16 protein-coding genes and 1 riboswitch are annotated in these 18,703 nt (G+C 66.3%); of the genes, 5 read left to right on the forward strand and 11 right to left on the reverse strand.

What is annotated here, in order from left to right:
• Nucleotides 1-10 precede the first annotated feature (10 nt).
• The 8 genes from J9314_RS02600 to J9314_RS02635 all read right to left on the reverse strand — a co-directional run bounded on the left by J9314_RS02600 (nt 11) and on the right by J9314_RS02635 (nt 9,236).
• On the reverse strand, nt 11-796 hold the full coding sequence (locus tag J9314_RS02600; protein ID WP_210604347.1) for an SDR family NAD(P)-dependent oxidoreductase: 786 nt from the start codon (nt 794-796) through the stop codon (nt 11-13).
• A 24-nt stretch (nt 797-820) separates the two neighbouring features.
• Complete coding sequence (locus J9314_RS02605) at nt 821-1,309, reverse strand: nuclear transport factor 2 family protein (protein WP_210604348.1); 489 nt, start codon at nt 1,307-1,309, stop codon at nt 821-823.
• A gap of 171 nt (nt 1,310-1,480) precedes the next feature.
• The gene (locus tag J9314_RS02610; RefSeq protein WP_210604349.1) at nt 1,481-3,181 is read right to left on the reverse strand and encodes an ABC-ATPase domain-containing protein; all 1,701 of its coding nucleotides are present in this window, start codon (nt 3,179-3,181) and stop codon (nt 1,481-1,483) included.
• 413 nt (nt 3,182-3,594) lie between these two features.
• Nucleotides 3,595-4,374, reverse strand: a complete 780-nt coding sequence (locus J9314_RS02615) for an amidohydrolase family protein (protein WP_210604350.1) — start codon at nt 4,372-4,374, stop codon at nt 3,595-3,597.
• A gap of 109 nt (nt 4,375-4,483) precedes the next feature.
• A complete protein-coding gene (locus J9314_RS02620; protein ID WP_210604351.1) occupies nt 4,484-4,897 on the reverse strand; it encodes a thioesterase family protein in 414 nt (137 codons plus the stop codon).
• On the reverse strand, nt 4,812-5,285 hold the full coding sequence (locus tag J9314_RS02625) for a TetR/AcrR family transcriptional regulator (RefSeq protein ID WP_210604352.1): 474 nt from the start codon (nt 5,283-5,285) through the stop codon (nt 4,812-4,814). Before J9314_RS02625 ends, J9314_RS02620 begins: the two co-directional genes overlap by 86 nt.
• 310 nt (nt 5,286-5,595) lie before the next feature.
• Nucleotides 5,596-7,491, reverse strand: a complete 1,896-nt coding sequence (gene thiC / locus J9314_RS02630) for a phosphomethylpyrimidine synthase ThiC (protein ID WP_210604353.1) — start codon at nt 7,489-7,491, stop codon at nt 5,596-5,598.
• Nucleotides 7,487-7,595: riboswitch (TPP riboswitch) on the reverse strand. It overlaps the preceding gene by 5 nt.
• Nucleotides 7,596-7,928: 333 nt before the next feature.
• Nucleotides 7,929-9,236 (reverse strand): M18 family aminopeptidase, encoded by a 1,308-nt coding sequence (locus J9314_RS02635; protein ID WP_210604354.1) that lies wholly within the window; start codon nt 9,234-9,236, stop codon nt 7,929-7,931.
• Between the two features lie 133 nt (nt 9,237-9,369).
• Between J9314_RS02635 and J9314_RS02640 the strand changes: the two genes are divergently transcribed.
• Entirely contained in the window at nt 9,370-10,953 is a 1,584-nt protein-coding gene (locus J9314_RS02640; protein ID WP_246490576.1) for a DUF1684 domain-containing protein, read from the forward strand.
• Between the two features lie 99 nt (nt 10,954-11,052).
• Here J9314_RS02640 and J9314_RS02645 read toward each other — a convergent pair whose 3' ends face one another.
• A complete protein-coding gene (locus tag J9314_RS02645; RefSeq protein WP_210604356.1) occupies nt 11,053-13,023 on the reverse strand; it encodes a M13 family metallopeptidase in 1,971 nt (656 codons plus the stop codon).
• Between the two features lie 73 nt (nt 13,024-13,096).
• Between J9314_RS02645 and J9314_RS02650 the strand changes: the two genes are divergently transcribed.
• On the forward strand, nt 13,097-13,690 hold the full coding sequence (locus tag J9314_RS02650) for a low molecular weight protein-tyrosine-phosphatase (protein ID WP_210604357.1): 594 nt from the start codon (nt 13,097-13,099) through the stop codon (nt 13,688-13,690).
• Between the two features lie 65 nt (nt 13,691-13,755).
• Nucleotides 13,756-14,391: a copper resistance CopC family protein gene (locus J9314_RS02655; RefSeq protein WP_210604358.1), complete on the forward strand. Its 636-nt coding sequence runs from the start codon at nt 13,756-13,758 to the stop codon at nt 14,389-14,391.
• Nucleotides 14,392-14,655: 264 nt separating this feature from the next.
• Here J9314_RS02655 and J9314_RS02660 read toward each other — a convergent pair whose 3' ends face one another.
• Nucleotides 14,656-15,876: a PQQ-dependent sugar dehydrogenase gene (locus J9314_RS02660; RefSeq protein WP_210604359.1), complete on the reverse strand. Its 1,221-nt coding sequence runs from the start codon at nt 15,874-15,876 to the stop codon at nt 14,656-14,658.
• 153 nt (nt 15,877-16,029) lie between these two features.
• Between J9314_RS02660 and J9314_RS02665 the strand changes: the two genes are divergently transcribed.
• Complete coding sequence (locus J9314_RS02665) at nt 16,030-17,016, forward strand: LLM class flavin-dependent oxidoreductase (protein WP_210604360.1); 987 nt, start codon at nt 16,030-16,032, stop codon at nt 17,014-17,016.
• 78 nt (nt 17,017-17,094) lie between these two features.
• Here J9314_RS02665 and J9314_RS02670 read toward each other — a convergent pair whose 3' ends face one another.
• A complete protein-coding gene (locus J9314_RS02670; RefSeq protein WP_210604361.1) occupies nt 17,095-17,949 on the reverse strand; it encodes an SDR family oxidoreductase in 855 nt (284 codons plus the stop codon).
• 150 nt (nt 17,950-18,099) lie between these two features.
• Here J9314_RS02670 and J9314_RS02675 point away from each other — a divergent pair, with 150 nt between their 5' ends.
• A complete protein-coding gene (locus J9314_RS02675; RefSeq protein ID WP_210604362.1) occupies nt 18,100-18,699 on the forward strand; it encodes a TetR/AcrR family transcriptional regulator in 600 nt (199 codons plus the stop codon).
• Nucleotides 18,700-18,703 lie beyond the last annotated feature (4 nt).

The raw sequence follows: 18,703 nt of genomic DNA on the forward strand, positions 1-18,703 counted from the left end.
TCAGATTGGGTCAGCGGGCCAGGTAGGCGCCGTCGAGGTTGATTCCTCCGCCGGAGACGAAGGACGCCTCGTCGGAGAGCTGCCAGACGATCGCTGCTGCGATCTCCTCGGGCTGGGCGTTGCGCTTGGTCGGGTTCGCATTCTCATAGGCCGACCATTCCTTGCTGCCGGGCGCGGCATTGACGTGTTTGCCTGTCATCAGGGGTGTCTGCACGACCGAGGGCCGCACACAGTTGACCCGGATGCCGTGCTCGGCGTTCTCTAGTGCCACGGATTTCGTCAGCCCCTCGACTGCGTGCTTGGTCACCGTATAGGCGGAATAGCCCGGTCCGGAGACCTGACCGAAGATCGAGCTGAGGTTGACGATCGCACCTCCTCCGCGACGGCGCATAGCTGAGACTTCATGCTGCAGGCAGGTGAAGACTCCCATGACATTGACCGACATCATCGTTCTGAAGCTCGACAGGCTGTAGTCGGAGATTGGACCGACCTCGGTGCAGATCCCCGCATTGTTCACCGCATAATCGAGGCCCCCGAAATTGTCATCGATGGCAGCGAACACCCTGGCCACTTCAGCGGGACGGGTGACATCGCAGGAGAGCGCCAGTGGGGCGGTGTGTGCGGCACCGGTGTCTGGGTCGCTGCTTGCTGCAGTGATCAAGGCCGCGGTCTCTTCGGCTGCAGCGAAATCCATGTCGGCGATGACGATTGTGGCACCGTTTTCTGCCAAGGCCAAAGCAGTGGCTCGACCGATGCCGGAGCCGGCACCGGTGACCAGCGAGACTTTTCCTCTCATGTCATACATTTCAATGCCCCAGACTCAAAAAGGACTGTCGAGACGGGCGGTGAGGTCGGCAATGAGCCACTGACCGTCCGCATTCTTGACCATCGTCGCGTGGTACCAGCCCGCTGTCAGAGTTTCGGTCTTTCCGCCCTCGGTCGCGGTGATGACGACGTAGCAGTGCATGTCTGCGGAAGTCGCCGTCTGGTTCTCGAAGCGGAATGTATGAGTGGTGTGGCGGCGCTGGGACGTCTGCGAGTCGCGGATCTCCCTGAGCACTTCAGCGATGGCCCGGCTTCCCTTGGTCGGACCCCACGCGGCGTCGGAATCGGCGACGGTCCCACCCGTGGTGCCGTCCTCGGTGAAAGAACCGGCAAGCATGTCGAAATCTCCCTCGTCGTACCCCCAGCTGTACCGGGCGAGCGTGTCCTGCATCGCCAAACGATCGGCCGCCCATTGGACCGAGGCTGTGGCGGCAGTCTGGTCGGAATCCATCAAGGTGGGGGAGTCGGTGTTCAAATCTGGCATGATCACTCCTTCGTGTTCAGTCTCCGACGTCGTTCGACGCCGGCTCATCGACCACGTTAGGAAGACCAAGGAGAAGATGCTTGGCGGATCAGGCCACCGGAGTTGTCGATTTGCGCCACACCGGTTGGCGGCGAGCCGGGTGCACCAGGGGCCGGGCCCGGTGGTGCCGGTTCACTCCACGAGGCGGAGCTCGCGGTAGCGATTGAGCGCGGCGGCGATCTCCTGAGCGCGTGGTCGGGTGATGTGCCCCGGGTGGTCGCGGTGACCGGTGAGTCCGTCGATGCCCTGCTCGTCGAGCATCTCATCGATCTCGGCCAGCGCCTGGGTGATCGCGGTCCGACCGTCGAAGATCTCCGCGAGGTACTCGAGCGCCTCGGCGACTCCCGCCGTCTGCTGGGCATCGACGATCTGAGAGACGGCGAGGAGATCGATGAAAGCTCTGCCGAACTGGATCCGGTCCGTGCCTTTGGCCCGTGCGGACTTCGTCTTCGATGCCGGCCGCAGGGCCTTCGCCGTCGGAAACCGCGGGGCCGGCTGGCGGACGGAACCGTCATCCGTGGCGGTGTCGGCGAGTGCGTCGGGGTTGACGCCCGCGAGTTCGTGCGCCTGCTTCGTGACGTCGCGCGGGACGTAGGCGTCGAGTGCGATGACATGGTCGGCGACCTCGAAGAACGCGCTCGAGCCGCCGGCGACGAGCACCGTGGACACGCCCCGACGGTCGAGCAGCGGCCGGACCCTGTCGACGAACGGGGTGATCGGCTCCCGCTCGGCGGGGATGAGGGCGCGCATCCGACTGTCACGGATCATGAAGTTCGTCGCCGAGGTGTCCTCATCGATGAGCAGCGTGCGCGCGCCGACCTCGATCGCCTCGACGAGGTTGGCGGCCTGCGAGGTCGACCCGCTCGCATTCGTCGTCGAGAACGTTCTCGTGTCAGTGCCGGATGGGAGATTGGCGATGAAGGGCGAGATGTCGTCTCCGGTCACTGCTCGACCGTCTTCGGCGCGGATTGCGGTGGCGTCGGGATCGGTGATGACCCATTCGCGCCCGTCTCCGGCGATGTGCGGATGGACGCCGCGTTCGAGTGCGCGCAGGATCGTCGATTTGCCGTGGTAGCCGCCGCCGACGATGACGGTGACCCCGCGGGGGATCCCCATGCCCGTGAGGCTGCGACCGCTCGAGAGCTCTGCCGTGTGCTCGAGTTCGGGTGGAGAAGCGAACGGGACTGCCTGCTCCGGGTTCATCGGTTCGTCCGAATCGCCTGCGCTGCGGGGGAGGATTGCGCCGTTGCCGACGAAGCCGACCAGGCCGGCCTCGCCGAGGTGGTCCCGCAGTTCCAGCTGATCGCGGTGGAGCTGCACGTGCTGGCGGAGCCCTTCGACACCGTCGGTCCATTCCTCGCACAGGAACATTGCACGAGCAAGGTCAGGCAGATCCCGGGTGAGGAGATCGGCGGCACGATGTCCGAGGATCCTTCGACCGCGAGCGGGGAGATTGACCAGCAGTCGCGCCTCGACGCCGGCATCGTCGATGCGCACGTTCGTGCGCTCGAGCACCTCCTGACCGGGGCGGCCGAGGATGATCGCCTTCCGGTCGAAACGTCCCAGCGCGGTATTGCCGGCACGGAGCAGGTAGTCGGCGGCGGCGATGCGGTCCTGTCGATCAGTGATCAGCTCGGGCGGAAGCTTCGCATCGGCATGCTCGATGCGCACGCGCACCTTCGACGGTGAGGCGAAAGGGTCGGCCTGGACGCGGTCGACGAACAGGGTGACCGGCCCGAATCGGTAGCGCCCGCGGATCTGCTTGAGATTGCCGTAGCTGCGGCCGTCGAGTCCGTGCAGTGTGTCCGCGAGATTCGATCGTTGGGAGCTCATCCCAGCCATGCTACGGGATGTACCACCCACGATTGCCAGTCATACGGAGCCTCGGCTCGGTGCTCGTGATCGAAGGCCGCTGTTCGACGACTGGTGTCCGGTGCTCGCTGCCCGGCGCCCGGTGCTCGCTCAAGGCGCAGCGCGGATTTCTGCCCGCCGGACGCTGTTCGGCGACCGGAGAACGCTGCCCGGTGCTCGATCAAGGCGCAGCGCGGATGTCGACTCGTTGACCGTTCGAAAAGTGCGCGCCGCCTTGAACGAGCGGCAAGAGCGGTTCGGGGGCGAGAAATGTGCGCTTCGGCTTGAACGAGGGCTCGAAATCAACGCGCTTCGCGGGGTGCTCGTTGCCCAGGCTGAGGGCCCAGGCTGAGGGCCCAGGCTGAGGGCCCAGACTGAGGGCCCAAACGGAGAGCTCAGGCGGAAGCACCCTCGCCGAGGTAGAACGCCGCTGCGTTGCCCCAGAACACGGCGTCGGCTTCGTCAGGGGTGAGAGCCTCGCGGATCATCTCGAAGTCGGAGTCGGCGAAAGGCCGCCTCGCCCGGGTCGACGGCAGGTCGGTGCCGACCATGAGCGCACTCGGGTCGGTGTCGACGATGCGCCGGACCACCTCGGCGGGGTCGAGCTCCACCCGTCCGAACCCGGTGGCCTTGACCTTGACCCCCTGTTCGACGAGCGGCAGGAGGTTGAGCAGTCCGTCGGCATGCATGCCGAGGTGATCGATGCTCACCGCCGGCAACGCGGCGATCTTCGCGCTGAGGTCTTCATCGATCGTGCGCGCGTCGATGTAGAGCTCGGAGTGCCAGCCGACGAGGTCATGGACCCGACGGGCGAAGCGGTCGAGGTCGTCGAGGGTGGCGGACCCACCGCGGGCGACGTTGAAGCGCAGCGCCTTGACCCCGGCCTCGTCGAGCGACCTGATGACGCCGTCGCTGGTCTCCGGGGGCAGCTGGGTGACTCCGACATAGCTCGAACCCAGCGCCTGCAGGGCCTCGGCGAGGTAGCCCTGATCGAAGCCCTGGAACGATCCCGAGACCACGGCGCCGCCGGCGATGCCGAGGCCGTCGATGCGAGCCTGGTAGTCGGCGACCGTGAAGGGATCGGGCATGAAGCCGTTGTTCTCGATGAGCGGATGGCTCGGATCGATGATGTGCAGGTGAGAGTCGAAGATCGGCTGGTGCGCGGGAGTGGTCATCGGTGGGTGCTTTCTGTTGGTGTGGGTGGAGTCGGCAGGCGGTGAAGCGTACCGTCCTGGTGGAGGCGTGTGCTCGTACTCGCCCGAGGCGGTCTGCGTCAGCTCTGTGTCAGCCGGCTTGCGCGGCGATGCGCTCATCGAAGCGTGACCGGCTGACGATGCCGCGCTTGTGCGTGCCGACGCTGATGACGGCATGCTCGTCGCGGGCTTCGACAGCGAATTCGAGGCTGCGGCGATCCGCGTGCGTCACGGTGACATCGATCGTCACCATCGACCCCGGAACCGTGGGGGCCTGATGGGTGAGGTCGACGTGGGTGCCCAGGGTGAGATCATCCTCGCCGAGGTGGTCCTTGATCGATTCGACGCATGCCCATTCGATGATGGCGACCATATAACCGGTGGCGAGGACGTCGGGCATCTCGGCGAACCCGGGTGCCTCAGGGAGGATGTGCGGAACGGTCCTCTCCGGCGGGACGGTGTACTCCATGCGGTGCGTGAGTCCGGCGGCGAGTGCTTCGGTCATCGAGTCTCCTTGGCTTGGTGATGTTCTGGCGGGCGTTGTGGCTGGTGAAGCGGCTGGTGAGGTGGACGTCGAGTGTGTGACGGCACCCGCGGAAGCCCGGTTTGGCATGATCCTCGACGAACCAATCGAACAGGGCGAACACGCGACCGCCGGGGGAGCTAGCCGAGGTTGCGAGAACCTCGGCGATGCCGGACTCAGACGTCTCACGCCGGCGTCGCAGCACCTCGGCGATGAGCCCCGACTTCGACCCGAACTGCGCGTAGAGCGTCGGCTTCGACACCCCAGACTCCGCGACGATGCGGTCGACACCGATGGCGTTGACACCTTCGGCGTAGAAGAGGGCAGTGGCGGTCTGAAGAATGCGCTCGCCCGATGGGGACAGGTCCACGCTTTGAACTTACAAGTCTGTAAATTCTGCGGTCAAGCCGTACGAGGTGTGGTGATGGGGGAGATGCGGCGACAAGGTGCGGTGCGTCGACCAGGTGCGGCGAAGCGACGAGGTGCGGTGCAGTGCCGAGGTGCGATGAGGTGCGCAGTATTCTCCTGTCTGTCGCTCGTTCAAGGCGCAGCGCGGTTGTCGATTCGTGCACCGGTCGACAGATGCGCTGCGCCTTGAACGACGTTGGGAAGGAGCCGCGAGTCCGAGGGAGCGGTCCATATCCGCGCCACGCCTTGAACGAGGTGGGCAGATCTCGCGCTCAGCCCTCGTCTGGGCCGATCGTCGGTTCGGGGAGGTAGACCTTGCCGCCCGAGGCGAGGAACTCGCGGCTCTTCTGCTGCATCCCCGCCAAGGCCGCCTGCGCCTCGGCGCTGCCGTAGGTGTCTCGGATGTCCTGAGAAATGCGCATCGAGCAGAACTTCGGCCCACACATCGAACAGAAGTGCGCGGTCTTCGCCGGTTCCGCGGGCAGCGTCTCGTCGTGGAACGCCTCGGCGGTCTCCGGGTCGAGGCCGAGGGCGAACTGATCGCGCCACCGGAACTCGAACCGTGCCTTCGACAGCGCATCGTCCCTGGCCGTCGCGCCCGGGTGGCCTTTTGCCACATCCGCGGCATGAGCGGCGATCTTATAGGTGATGACCCCGGTCTTGACGTCGTCGCGGTCGGGCAGGCCGAGGTGCTCCTTCGGGGTGACATAACAGAGCATCGCCGTGCCGTAGCGGGCGATCTCGGTCGCCCCGATCGCCGAGGTGATGTGATCGTAGCCGGGCGCGATGTCGGTCACCAGCGGACCCAAGGTGTAGAACGGCGCCCCGTGGCAGAGCTCCTGCTGTCGTTCGACGTTCTCGCGGACCAGGTGGAGCGGAATGTGTCCTGGCCCCTCGACCATGACCTGGACGTCGTGAGCCCACGCGCGTTCGGTGAGTTCGGCGAGGGTGTCGAGCTCGGCGAACTGGGCGGCGTCGTTGGCATCGGCGATCGAGCCCGGCCGCAGCCCGTCGCCGAGTGAGAACGCGACGTCGTAGCGGGCGAAGATCTCGCACAGCTCATCGAAGTGGGTGTAGAGGAAGTTCTCTTCGTGGTGCGCCAAGCACCAGCCGGCCATGATCGATCCGCCGCGGGAGACCATTCCGGTGACCCGATCGGCCGTGAGGGGCACGTAGCGCAGCAGCACACCGGCATGGACGGTCATGTAGTCCACGCCCTGCTCGCACTGCTCGATGACGGTGTCTCGGTAGATCTCCCAGGTCAGCGCGTTCGCATCACCGTCGACCTTCTCCAGAGCCTGGTAGATCGGGACCGTGCCGATGGGGATGGGGGAGTTGCGGATGATCCACTCCCGGGTGGTGTGGATGTCGTTTCCGGTCGAGAGGTCCATGAGGGTGTCGGCGCCCCACTTTGCGGCCCATCGCAGCTTCTGCACCTCCTCGGCGATGGAGCTGGTGACCGCGGAATTGCCGATGTTCGCGTTGATCTTGACGAGGAAGGCCTTGCCGATGATCATCGGTTCGGACTCGGGATGGTTGATGTTGTTCGGGATGATCGCACGGCCGGCGGCGAGCTCCGAGCGGACGAGCTCGACATCGCACTGCTCGCGCAAGGCGACGAAGCGCATCTCCGGGGTGATGACGCCCTGGCGGGCGTAGTGCATTTGGGTGACCGTCCGCCCCTGCTTGGCACGGCGAGGAACCGGTTTTCGACCCTTCCACTGCTGCGAGGGCGCACCTCGGCGGACGGCAGCACGTCCGTCATCGGCGATGAGGTGGCCGCGGGCTTCGTAGGTTTCGCTGTCGAGGCGGGAGTCGATCCACGGAAACCGCAGTGCCGGCAGTCCCTCCTCGGGGACGCTGCCCGGACCGACGGTGCGGTAGACCTCGACGGGGTCGTTGGCCCGTCCGTTGGAGTCCTCGAGTTCGATGCGGGTGACGGGCACGCGGATGTCGTGCTCGGCGTCCTCGAGCCACGCCGGAGAATGCGTCGAATACTGCTCGAGGGTGAACGTTTCGCGGGCCTCGGATTCCGCAGCGGTGTTGTCGGAGGCTGCTGGGCCATCGAGCGGCGCGGATGCATTGTGCAAGGTGGGGTCTGCCTGTGGGTCGGACGCGTTGCGCGAAGTCGTGGCAGGGGCAGTTGTTTCAGGGGTGAATGCAGTCATCTGCAGTCCTCACTTCCTACGCCGGTATCAACCGGATCAGGTTCTACGGTCTCGGACGATCCAGTCCGATCTCAGCCCTTGCAGTGGGCTCCCGTGGGGTCGTGCAATTCGTATCACGACTGCTGTGATGAGGACAAGCGCGGCGGAATGGGCGGGGCAGCTCGAGCAGTTCGTTCGGCCCGCGCCGCTCGTTCAAGGCGGAGCGCACTTGTGGAGCCTCGCACCGTTCGACAGAAGCGCTTCGCCTTGAACGGCGGTGGCGAGTTCGATGAGAAGGCACATATCCGCGCTGCGCCTTGAACGACGCCGCATGAGCCTCGATCAAGCGGGCGCGCACACTTCGGTTCGTGGGCCGATCGACAGAAGTGCTGCATCTTGAACGACGCGCGTGGGGCGGGCGTGCCGAAGCGGTGGGGCAGGCCTGGCCAGGCGCGTGGTCAGGCTCCCTGGAGGAACGTCTTCGCGACTGCGCCGAGGGCGACGACGTCGGAGACCGCGACCATCTCGCGGGCCGAATGCATCGAGTACAGGGCCGGCCCCACGTCGACGGTCGTCATGCCCAGCCTGGTCGCCGTGAGCGGGCCGATCGTCGACCCGCACGGCATCGCATTGTTCGACACGAAGTCCTGGTAGTCGACCCCGGCCGCTGCGCACGCCCGCGACCACACCGCCGTGCCCACGGCATCCGTGGCGTAGCGCTGCTGAGCATTGAGTTTGAGCAGCGGGCCACCGCCGAGGCGGGGGCGGACATGCGGATCGTGCCGTTCCGGATAGTTCGGGTGGGCGGCATGCCCGGCGTCCGAGGACACGCACACCGAAGCAGCAAGAGCGGCGAGGTAGTCGCTGCGCGTCGAGTTCGGCAGCAGGGAGGCGATGATGCGTTCGGTGACGTCGGCGAGGAAAGGTCCGCACGCACCCGACCGCGAGTTCGACCCGATCTCCTCGTGATCGAAGGCGGCGAACAGGGCGATCGCATCGAGACCATCGGCATCGACCTCGGCCAACGCGCTGACACCGGCGTGGACGGACAGGAGGTTGTCCAACCTCGGCGAGGCGAAGAACTCCTCACGTGCACCGAAACGGCCAGGCTCCTGGGCCGGGATCGTGTAGACGTCGTGTCCGACGACCGACTCAGGGCCCACCTCGGCGGAGGCGGCGAGGAGGTCTATGACATCGGCCTCGGCGAGGTCGGCCAGGCCGATCACCGGTGCGGTGTGGCGCTGCTTGTCCAAGGTCAGACCATCATTGACCTGTCGGTCGAGGTGGATGGCCAGCTGCGGGATCCTGGCGATCGGGCCGGTGCGGGCGAGCACGACACGACCGTCGGCGAGGCTGAGGCGGCCGGCGAAGGCGAGCTCGCGGTCGAGCCACGAGTTCAGCAGCGGTCCGCCGTAGATCTCGACGCCGACCTGGCGCACGCCCTCGGCGATGTACTCCTCGCCGGGTTTGAGTTTGAAGGCGGGGGAATCCGTGTGGGAACCGAAGACGCGGAACCCTGGGACAGCCTCGGCGGTGGTCGTGGGGTTGATCCACGCGATGATCGCGCCGTCGCGGACGACGTAGTGCCCGGACCCGGGCGTCAGCGCCCAGGTCAGCGTTTCGTCGAGGCGGGAGAACCCGGCCGCGTCCAAGCGTGCGGCAGCCGTGGCGACCGCGTGATAGGAGCTGGGGGAGGCGCTGACGAAGTCTGTGAGGTCGGCGACCGTCTGCGCGGCGGTGTCGGGGCTCGGGTGCGATTCACTCATTTCCCCAGCCTATCCTTTGCGGTAGTTTGGATGACAAAGGGTTTGTCCCAGGCGCCGGGTTCTTCCGGATTCGGCGCCTGCGGCGGGCGATCCCCGACCCGGACCGCGGCAGCGACAGCAAGGAGTGTTCGACGTGAACCAGTTCGTGACTGAGTGGAACACCTGGCGCGACTCACGAAACTCGGCACTGGCGAAACCCTTCGGCTGGCTCAGCGTCGTCGGACTGCACTGGCTCGATCAGGAATCGACCTGGCCCGGCGCTCCCGGTACTTTCACGCTCAGCGACGGCTGGGTCACCGTTGCCCTCGAGTCCGGCACCAAGGCCGGACCCGCCGCAGAGACCTTCGACCTCATGAGCCGGGCCGGTGGTGCGGCCGGGAACGGCGGTGCGGCCGCCGGGAACGGTGCCGGGAACGGTGCCGGCAGCGGGGTGACCAGGGCGACGAGCCCGTCCGTGCCCAGCGACACGTCGACCATGCCGACCGTGACCGAACGGCTCGCCGCCGAAGACGGTGCGGAACCCACGCCCGAACGCCCGCAGGTCCGCGTCGAGGACAACGGCTTCAGTGCTCATCTGCCCGCCGGCGGATCGCTCAACTGGTTCACCGTCGGCAGCGTGCTCTATGAACTCATCGATCGGGGCGGGCGCATCGGCGTGCGCGTGCGCGATTCGAAGTCACCGCTGCTCGGCAAGTTCTTCGAGGTTCCCGCCTTTGATCCGGACCCGGACTTCGTCTTCCTCGGACGGTTCACCCGCTTCGACCCCTTCCCGACCCACACGATCGAAACCGCGCAGGAGGACCTGCGGCTGCAGACCCAGGCAGCCGGAACGGTGACCTTCGAGACCAAACAGGGCGAAGTCAGCCTGCTCGCCACCGGATGCCCGAAGACCGGGCTCCAGCTGGACTTCCACGACGGCACCAACGGCAAGACCACCTCGGCGTGGCGGACCATCGACCTCGGTGTGCCGAATCAGGACGGTTCGCTCGTCATCGATTTCAACCGCGCGGTCAACTACCCGTTCGCGTTCACCTCGTTCGCCACCTGCCCCGCCCCGATCGAGGGCAACGTCGTACCATTCGACGTCACCGCAGGTGAGCGGCGTCCCCCGTTCTTCTATTCGGAGGCCGGGATCAACGTCCCGTTCCTGTTCTACGTCTGGTGGGACGAAGGCAGCGCCGAGGTGACCCGACCCTGGTACTCCCGCTTCGGCCTCGACATCACCATCCTCAACCCCGCCCAGGACGAGGAGAAGGTCTCGCTCGTCGGCTTCGACGGGGTCGCGATGTCCGGCGGCGACCTCGCGCCGCTGGGTCGCAAGGCGCGGTCGCGGCTCATCGACGTCGCCACCGAGGCGCTGACCTCGCGGATCCCGGTCATCGGGATCGGCGCGTACACCGCGTTCGTCATCCAGGCTCAGCGGGAGCTGCGCTCGCAGCAGGGCTACGACGACGGCATCGACGCCGAATACGAGGCATCGGCCGATCGACTGCTCATCGTGATGAACAACGAGCTCGAACCGACGAAGGCCGGATTCGACGTCGTCCACGAGGACGCCAGCGGACTGCTCTACGTCGAGATGCCCTTCGACATTCCGCTCGAATCCGAGCGCACCGAGGTCGAGGACTTCGCCGCTGCGATGGAGGCCAAGAGTCCGATCACCAGCTGGCAGGAATTCGACTACCGCATGGTCGCCCTCATCCGCCACCACCGGTGACCCACGGGCGCGAGACGCGCCCACGCTCCCCCCCCCAGAACCACCTGACGGCGGCCCAGCAACCTGGCGCAAGGTTGTTGGGCCGCCGTCAGGTAGCAATTACCAGATGGTGACTCGGTTTGCGGGGGCGAGGTACATGTCGTCGCCCTCCGCCACCTTGTAGGTGTCGTGGAAGGCCGTCATGTTCTTCACGACCTGGTTGCAGCGGAACTCCTCCGGCGAATGCGGGTCGATCGAGAGCCTGCGCACGCGCTCTTCGGTGCGCATCTTCGACCGCCACGCCTTCGCCCACGCTTCGAAGAACGCCTTCGCCTGCTCCGCCGACGGGGCCACCGGCACGCCGGGTGTCCCGGCCCGCTCACCGAGTTCGAGCTCGAGGGCCTTCCACCCGATCGACAGACCACCGAGGTCGCCGATGTTCTCGCCGACCGTCAGCGCCCCGTTGACGTGCTGGTTCGGCTCGAGACCGGCCGGCACCAGGGCTCCGTACTGGTCGATGAGCGCCTTCGTGCGCTCCTCGAAGAGCTCCCGATCCGATTCCGTCCACCAGTCGACGAGGTTGCCGTCACCGTCGTAGCGCGATCCCTGATCGTCGAAGCCGTGCCCGATCTCGTGTCCGATGACCGCGCCGATCGCCCCGAAGTTCGCGGCCACGTCGCCCTCGGCGTCGAAGAACGGCGGCTGCAGGATCGCGGCGGGGAAGACGATTTCGTTCATCACCGGGTGGTAGTAGGCGTTGACGGTCTGCGGGGTCATCAGCCATTCGGTCCGGTCGATCGGACCGCCGATGCGACCCACCTGCCGCGCATGCTCGGCCTGCGAGCAGCGACGCACGTTCCCGACGAGGTCGGAGGCGTCGATGGCGGCGGGGTATTCCCGCCACACTTCGGGGTAGCCGACCTTCGGTGTGAACTTCGAGAGCTTGACCAGCGCCTTGTCCTTCGTCTCCGCGCTCATCCAGTCGAGGTCCCGGATCGAGGCGTCGTAGGCCTTGATGAGCATCCCCACGAGGTGGTCGATGGCGTCCTTGGCCTCGGGCGGGAACTCGGCTGCGACGTAGAGTTTGCCCACGGCCTCACCGAGGTAGCCCTCGACGAGGCTGACCCCGCGCTTCCAGCGTTCCCGCAGGGCCGGAGTGCCGGAGAGGGTGCGGGAGTTGAAGTCGAAGTTCTCCTCGACGAACTCGTCGGAGAGCAGGGAGGCGGTGTCGGAGACGACGACGAAGCGCAGCCAGGTCTTGATCGTCGCGAGGTCGGTCTCGGCCCACACCTTCGCCATGCCCGTGACGAACGAGGGCTGGGAGACCACGAGGTACTTCAGGTCCGTGGCATCGGCGGTGAGGATACCCAGGTACGAGTCGAAGTCGAACTCCGGGCCGAGGTCGCGCAGCTCGGCGATCGAGTACTTGTTGTAGGTCTTCTCCGCATCACGGCAGGCCACCCGGTCCCAATGGTGGCGTGCGATCTCGGTTTCGAACGCCATCACCTTCGCGGCCACCTCGGCGTCGGAGATCCCGGACTTCTCACCGAGCCCGGCCAGCGCGGCGATCTTCTGCACATGCGCGAGGAACTTCGCCCGCACCTCGGCGTGGTCGTCGTTGAAGTAGTAGTCCTCATCGGGCAGGGAGATCCCGGCCTGGACGAGGTAGAGGGCGTAGACGTCGGAGTCCTTGGCATCCGCGGTGACGTACCCGCCGAGCACACCCCCGATTCCCTCGGTCTCGAGCCTGGCCAGCAGGGCCGCGAGCTCCGACTTGTCCTCGGCGGCGTCGATGGCCGCGAACGTCGACTCCAGCGGTGCGACGCCGAGTTCATTGATGTGGTCGACATCCATGAACGAGGTGTAGAGGTCGGCGACCTTCTGACCCTCGGTTCCGGGTTCCTGCGGGGTATCGGAGACGGAGGTGATGATGTCGCGGACCTTGGTCTCGGCGGTGTCGAAGAGCTCCCGCATCGCTCCGTCGCCGGCGCGGTCGTCGGGGATGGTGAAGGAGTCGATCCACTCACCGTTGATGTGCCGGTAGAGGTCGTCCTGAGGCCGGATCGCGCTGGATGAGGTTTGAGAAGTCATGGTCCAACAGTATCGTGATCGGTGGGCGATCCGCGCTGAGAATCCGCGGCGCAGCATCGATGAGGAGGAGCGAATGAGTATGGCATCCGTCGTGTTCGTGTGCACCGGCAACATCTGCCGGTCCGTCACCGCCGAACGCGTGCTCGAACATCATCTTGCCGTCAACGGCGCCGAGGCGGTCGTCGACTCCGCCGGAATCAGCGACGAGGAGGCCGGCAACCCCATCGACCCACGTCAGGCGCGTGTGCTCGCCGCCGCCGGCTACCGCACCGACGATCATGTCGCCCGCGGGATCACCCCCGAATGGCTGGCCGACCGCGACCTGGCCGTGGCGATGACCGCCCGCCACTATCGTGCCCTGAAGCGGATGATCGCAGATCTGCCCGCCGAGGCGGCCCCTGAGCTGCGGATGCTGCGCGAGTTCGATCCGCGGGTGGCCGACGCCCCCGGTGCGGGAGGGGACGTGACCGCGGGCGGCGTCGGTGAGGGCGGGGCCGCCTCGGCGCGCGTCGACGGGGTGCCCGCCTCCGACGGTGCACCTGCCCCCGATGTCGAGGATCCGTGGTACGGGGAATTGAAGGATTTCGAAGAAACTCTTGAGACAATCGAGGTGTCCGTGCCGGGAATCACCGACCGACTGTATGCGTTGGCGGCGGCCTCTCGGTGATACTGGTAGGCAGAAGCGTGTCGGCTCGGCCGATAACCCAGGTACGCCTTGAAGGAGAATCTCTCATGACTCGATCCGCCGCTCGAACGAAGTGGTCCGCTCTCAGAATGGGCTTCGCCGCTGTGCTGGTGGCAGCGATGAGCGTGTTCGCGTTTGCGCCTGCCGCCAGTGCGCACGACCAGCTGGTGTCGTCGAATCCCGAGGACGGGGCCGAACTCGATCAGCAGCCGGAGTGGCTCGAGATGACCTTCTCCGGCAACATCCAGGAGGTCGGCTCCGAGGTCACCGTCGTCGTCGACGGCAAGGACGTCTCCGCTGGTGAGCTGACTGTTGAGGGCAAGAAGCTGTCGGTCGCCCTGCCCGATGACCTCAAGCCCGGCGACTACAAGGTCACCTGGCGAGTGGTCTCGCAGGACGGCCACCCGATCTCCGGGGACTACTCGTTCACGATCAAGGACTCTGAGGGTGCCGGCGGTTCGGTCGAGGAGTCGACGAAGGCCGGACTCGGCGGCGGAGTCGTCGACGAGCCGGGCAAGAACAACGAGGACCGCGGCGAGATCGGCGAATCCACCGGCAGCGATTCCGGAATGTCGACGCCGATGATCGTGCTCCTCTCCGTTGGCGGTCTGGCGATCATCGTCATCGTCGTCCTCCTCATGCGCCGCAAGTCCAAGGGCCTGCCCGGCACCAAGGACGACTGAGCGGGGTCGACTCCCCGAGCGGACTCGCGCACCGGGCGTACTCGCTTACTGGGCGGGCTCGCCGACTGGGCAGATCCACCCGGGCAGCAGTGTTTTTCACGAGGCCCCGAACGCAAAACTCGCGTTCGGGGCCTCGTTGTCTTCTCCGGCCGGTGTCGCACCCCTCGTTCAAGCGGGCGCCCGGATATCGATCGGTGCTCCTATCGATGACGGGGTTTGCGCTTGAACGAGACTCGAGCGAGGCGGTAGGTGGTGCCAACGCGCTCAGGGTGCGAAGCGCAGCAGCCGGTCGTCGTCCGGGCCGGGGTCTCCGCGACCGTCGGTGTTGTTCGTCAGCACATACAGTGAACCGTCGGGAGCCTGCACCACATCGCGCAGACGGCCGTATTCTCCGGTCCACAGCGCAGTGGAGTCGGCAAGGTCATCGAGGCCCACCTCGTGCAGGCGTTCGCCGCGCAGCCCGGCGATGAGGATGGACTCCTCGGTGACGGCCAGTCCGCTGGGGCTCGCTTCGTCTGTCGACCATTGCTGCACAGGGTCGATGAATTCGCCGCCGCCCGCACTGGCATCGGTGCCGGCACCGTCGCCGCCTTCCCCGCCGTTCGCGTTCCCGCCGCCACTGTCGCCATCCTCGGCGATGCCTTCGACCTCGGGCCAGCCGTAGTTGCCGCCGGGGTCGATGACGTTGAGTTCATCCCACGTGTCCTGCCCGAATTCCGCGGCGTACATCGTGCCCTCGTCATCCCAGCCGAGCCCCTGCGGGTTCCGGTGGCCGATGCTGTAGACGAGGGAATCGCCGAAGGGATTGTCCTCGGGGACCTCACCGTCCGGCGTCATGCGCAGGATCTTCCCCGACAGGGCGTCCTCGTCCTGCGCACTGTCACGATCGCCGGTGTCGCCGAGCGTGGCGTACAGCATCCCATCGGGCCCGAAGGCCAGGCGCCCGCCGTTGTGGAAGTTCGCCGTGGGCAGTCCGTCGACGATCGTCTCTTCCTCACCCAGCGACAGATCTCCCGCCTCGCCGCGGAGGTCGAACCTGACGATCCGATTCTCCGTGCCGGCGGCGTAGAAGGCATAGAGTCGGTCGTCGTCGACGGCAAGACCGTGGAGTCCGGCTTCGCCCGATGCCGAGGCATCATCGATCCGACCGACCTCACGGACGTCGCCACCTGCGGAGACTTCGAGGATGCGACCCGAATCGCGTTCGCTGACCAACATGGTCTGTCCGTGGAAGGCGATCGACCACGGGGACTCGAGCCCGGTGGCGACGACCTCGGGGGAGTCCGCAGCAGGGGCGGCCGACGCCTCGGTCCGGTCGCCGGACGATCCATCCGCGCTCGCCGAGGCGGTCCCAGTCTCATCTGCGCCCTGGTCGTCGTCCTCGCCGGAGTTCGAATCCTGGGAGCAGGCGGTGAGGAGGAGCGCGCAGGAGATCGCGGCACCGGTGAGAAGCCGTTCGGTGCGTCGCAGTGCTGGGGTTCTCATGTTTGCTCCTCTTCAGGGGCAGTCCGGTTCCTTCAGCGTAGTCGCCAGCACCCCAGGAATAGAACCGTCCGTCGGGACTGTTCACCGAAGTGATTGCCGTCTGCGACCGTATTCTGCGCTCGCGTCGCCCACCTGCCTGAGGAGCCTTCCGTTTTGTCCGTTCCGCTGAATATCCTCGACCTCGTCTCCATCCGCGACGGATCCACCGCCCGCGAGGCGATCGCCGAATCGATGACCTCGGCGCGGTTGGCCGACGAACTCGGATATCAGCGGCTGTGGTTCGCCGAACACCACAACACGATGGGCCTGGCCGCCAGCGCCACGGTGCTGCTCATCTCTCAGGCCGCCTCGGTGACGGAGAAGATCCGGGTCGGATCCGGTGGCGTGATGCTGCCCAACCACGCCCCGCTGATGGTCGCCGAACAGTACGGGACGCTCGCGAACATCCACGGCGATCGCATCGACTTAGGGCTCGGGCGCGCACCCGGCACGGACGGAATGACCGCGCAGGCGCTCGCCCGCTCCTCGGCCGAACCGCAGGACTTCGCACAGAACATCTACGACATGCAGGGATGGTTCTCCGACAGCGGACAAGCCCACACCACGCCGATCAAATCGGCCGTCTCGGCGGGAATGGACGTGCCCATCTGGGTGCTCGGATCGACGATGAACGGCGCCTCGATCGCCGGTCAGCTCGGTCTGCCGTTCTCGTTGGCCTCGCACTTCGCGCCCGATCAGATCGACATCGCGATCAAGACCTATCGCGATTCCTTCACCACCGAGGCCCCGACCGCGCAGATCGAGAAGCCCTACGTCATGGCCGGGATCAACGTCATGGTCGCCGACACCGACGCCGAGGCGGCCCGCCAGTTCACCTCGGTCCAGCAGATGTTCGCCGACATGCGCAGCGGACGCAGACGGTCGCTGCAGCCCCCGGTCGACCCGGCAGTCATCGCAGCGCAGGGCGGGACCAGCCCGATGCTGCAGGTCAGCGCCGTCGGTTCCCCGGACACGGCGACCGCGCAGATGGCCGAATTCGTTCAGCGCACCGGCGCCGACGAACTCATCACCGTCACCTATGCCTATGATCCCGAAGTGCAGCGTAAGTCCTTCCAGCTGCTCGCCGACGCCTGGTTCTGATTCGCGGAGCAGTCGCTCAACGGCAGCGGCTGCCGGCCGGTGCACGGACCCTTCGCTCCACCGGCAGCATGCACGGTCTCACACGCCGGTCTGGTCTGCCAGCTGATCAGCGATGCTGCGGGGTTCCCGTCCGAGCAGGCGCTGAAGTGCGGGGTCAGGGTGTGCGAAGTGCCCTGTGCGCGTGGCCTGGAACATCGAGAGCGTGAACCGTGCGACGGTCTCCGGTGTTCCGGCGGCAGTCTCGGCTGCGACCCATTCCTCATCGTCGACGACGATGCGCTCGATGGGACGACCGACGAGTTCGGATGCCTGCGCGGCGAAGTCGTCGAGCGTGACCGTCGCCGGCGGAGTGAGATCGATGGGGCCGTCGACTGAGGCATCACCGAGGAGGATCGCGGCGGCCGCCTCACCCGCATCCCGTCGGTCGACCCACGAGAACGGTCCGTCGCCCGGCTTGGCGATCGTGCCGGTTGTCCGCCAGGGGCCGAGCAGCTGCTCGAGGTCTCCGTAGAAGCCATTGCGCAGGGCCGTCCACGCCACCCCCGATTCGGCCAGATGCTGTTCGGTGGCGGCGTGGATCGCCAGAGGCGGGTAAGGCGAGTTGAATGTGGAACCCTGAGCACTGGTGTAGAGGATCCGAGAGGCGCCGGCCTCGACCGCCGCGTCGATCGCATTCCGGTGCTGCGTGACGACGTCGGCGGTGACGTCGCTGGAGGAGACGAGGAGAACCTGATCGGCCCCCTCGAAGGAATCACGCAGCGCCTCCCTGTCGTCGTAGCTTCCCCGTCTCACTCTGACTCCGAGGTCGGCCAAGTGCTGTGCGCGCTCGGGATTCCGGACGCTGACGCCGATGTCTCCGGGTGGGAGTCTGCGCAGAAGGTGCTTGACGGTGTGCCCGTTGAGAACTCCGGTGGCTCCGGTGACGACGATCATGACGATGCTCCTTCGTGGATGTGGGCCTCCGGCGGTCGCCGTGGGTCCCCGTTCCGATAAGTTGACTTGATTGGTCAATTTCGCGATGCACTCCATTCTGAAATAAACTGACTGGACGAGTCAAGTTCTGTGGAGGGAATGAGGGTGAGCATGTCCGGAGGCGATGCTGCGTCGACGCTGCGCACCGATGCACGTCGCAATGTCGAGCGGATCCGCGCCTCCGCGATCGAGCTGTTCCGGGCCGAAGGGCTGGCGGTGCCGTTGGAGAGCATCGCGGCGGCGGCGAAGGTGAGCAAGGCGACGATCTTCAACAGATTCGGCGGCAGGGTCGGACTGATCGACGCCGTGATCGACGACGTTGCGGCGATGGAGTTCAGGGCAGTCATCGAGGAATCGCGCGCGGTCGAGGGAGCCCGCGACCGGATCCGGTTCTACATCGGAGCCATCAGGCATCTCCAATACCGCTTGCCCGCGGTCAGCGACGTCCTGCTCCAGGCATATCCCGACTCTGAACCGCTGATGGATCTCTGTCGAGTCGGCGGTGAATTCCATGGTGAGCTGGTCGAGGCAGGGCGTGCCGAGAATGTTCTCTCCGACGAGTTCACCCCAGACGATTTTCAGATGATCACCGTGGATAACGCGCTTGCCCTCAAATTCGGCAGACGGCCGCCCGTCGCGGACTATGAGCGACGCACCCGATTCATCCTCGACGGGATCTGCCCTCCGGCACGGCGCGCCACCGGCGAGTAGTCGA

Source organism: Brevibacterium oceani (assembly GCF_017948325.1).
Classification (GTDB): Bacteria; Actinomycetota; Actinomycetes; order Actinomycetales; family Brevibacteriaceae; genus Brevibacterium; species Brevibacterium oceani.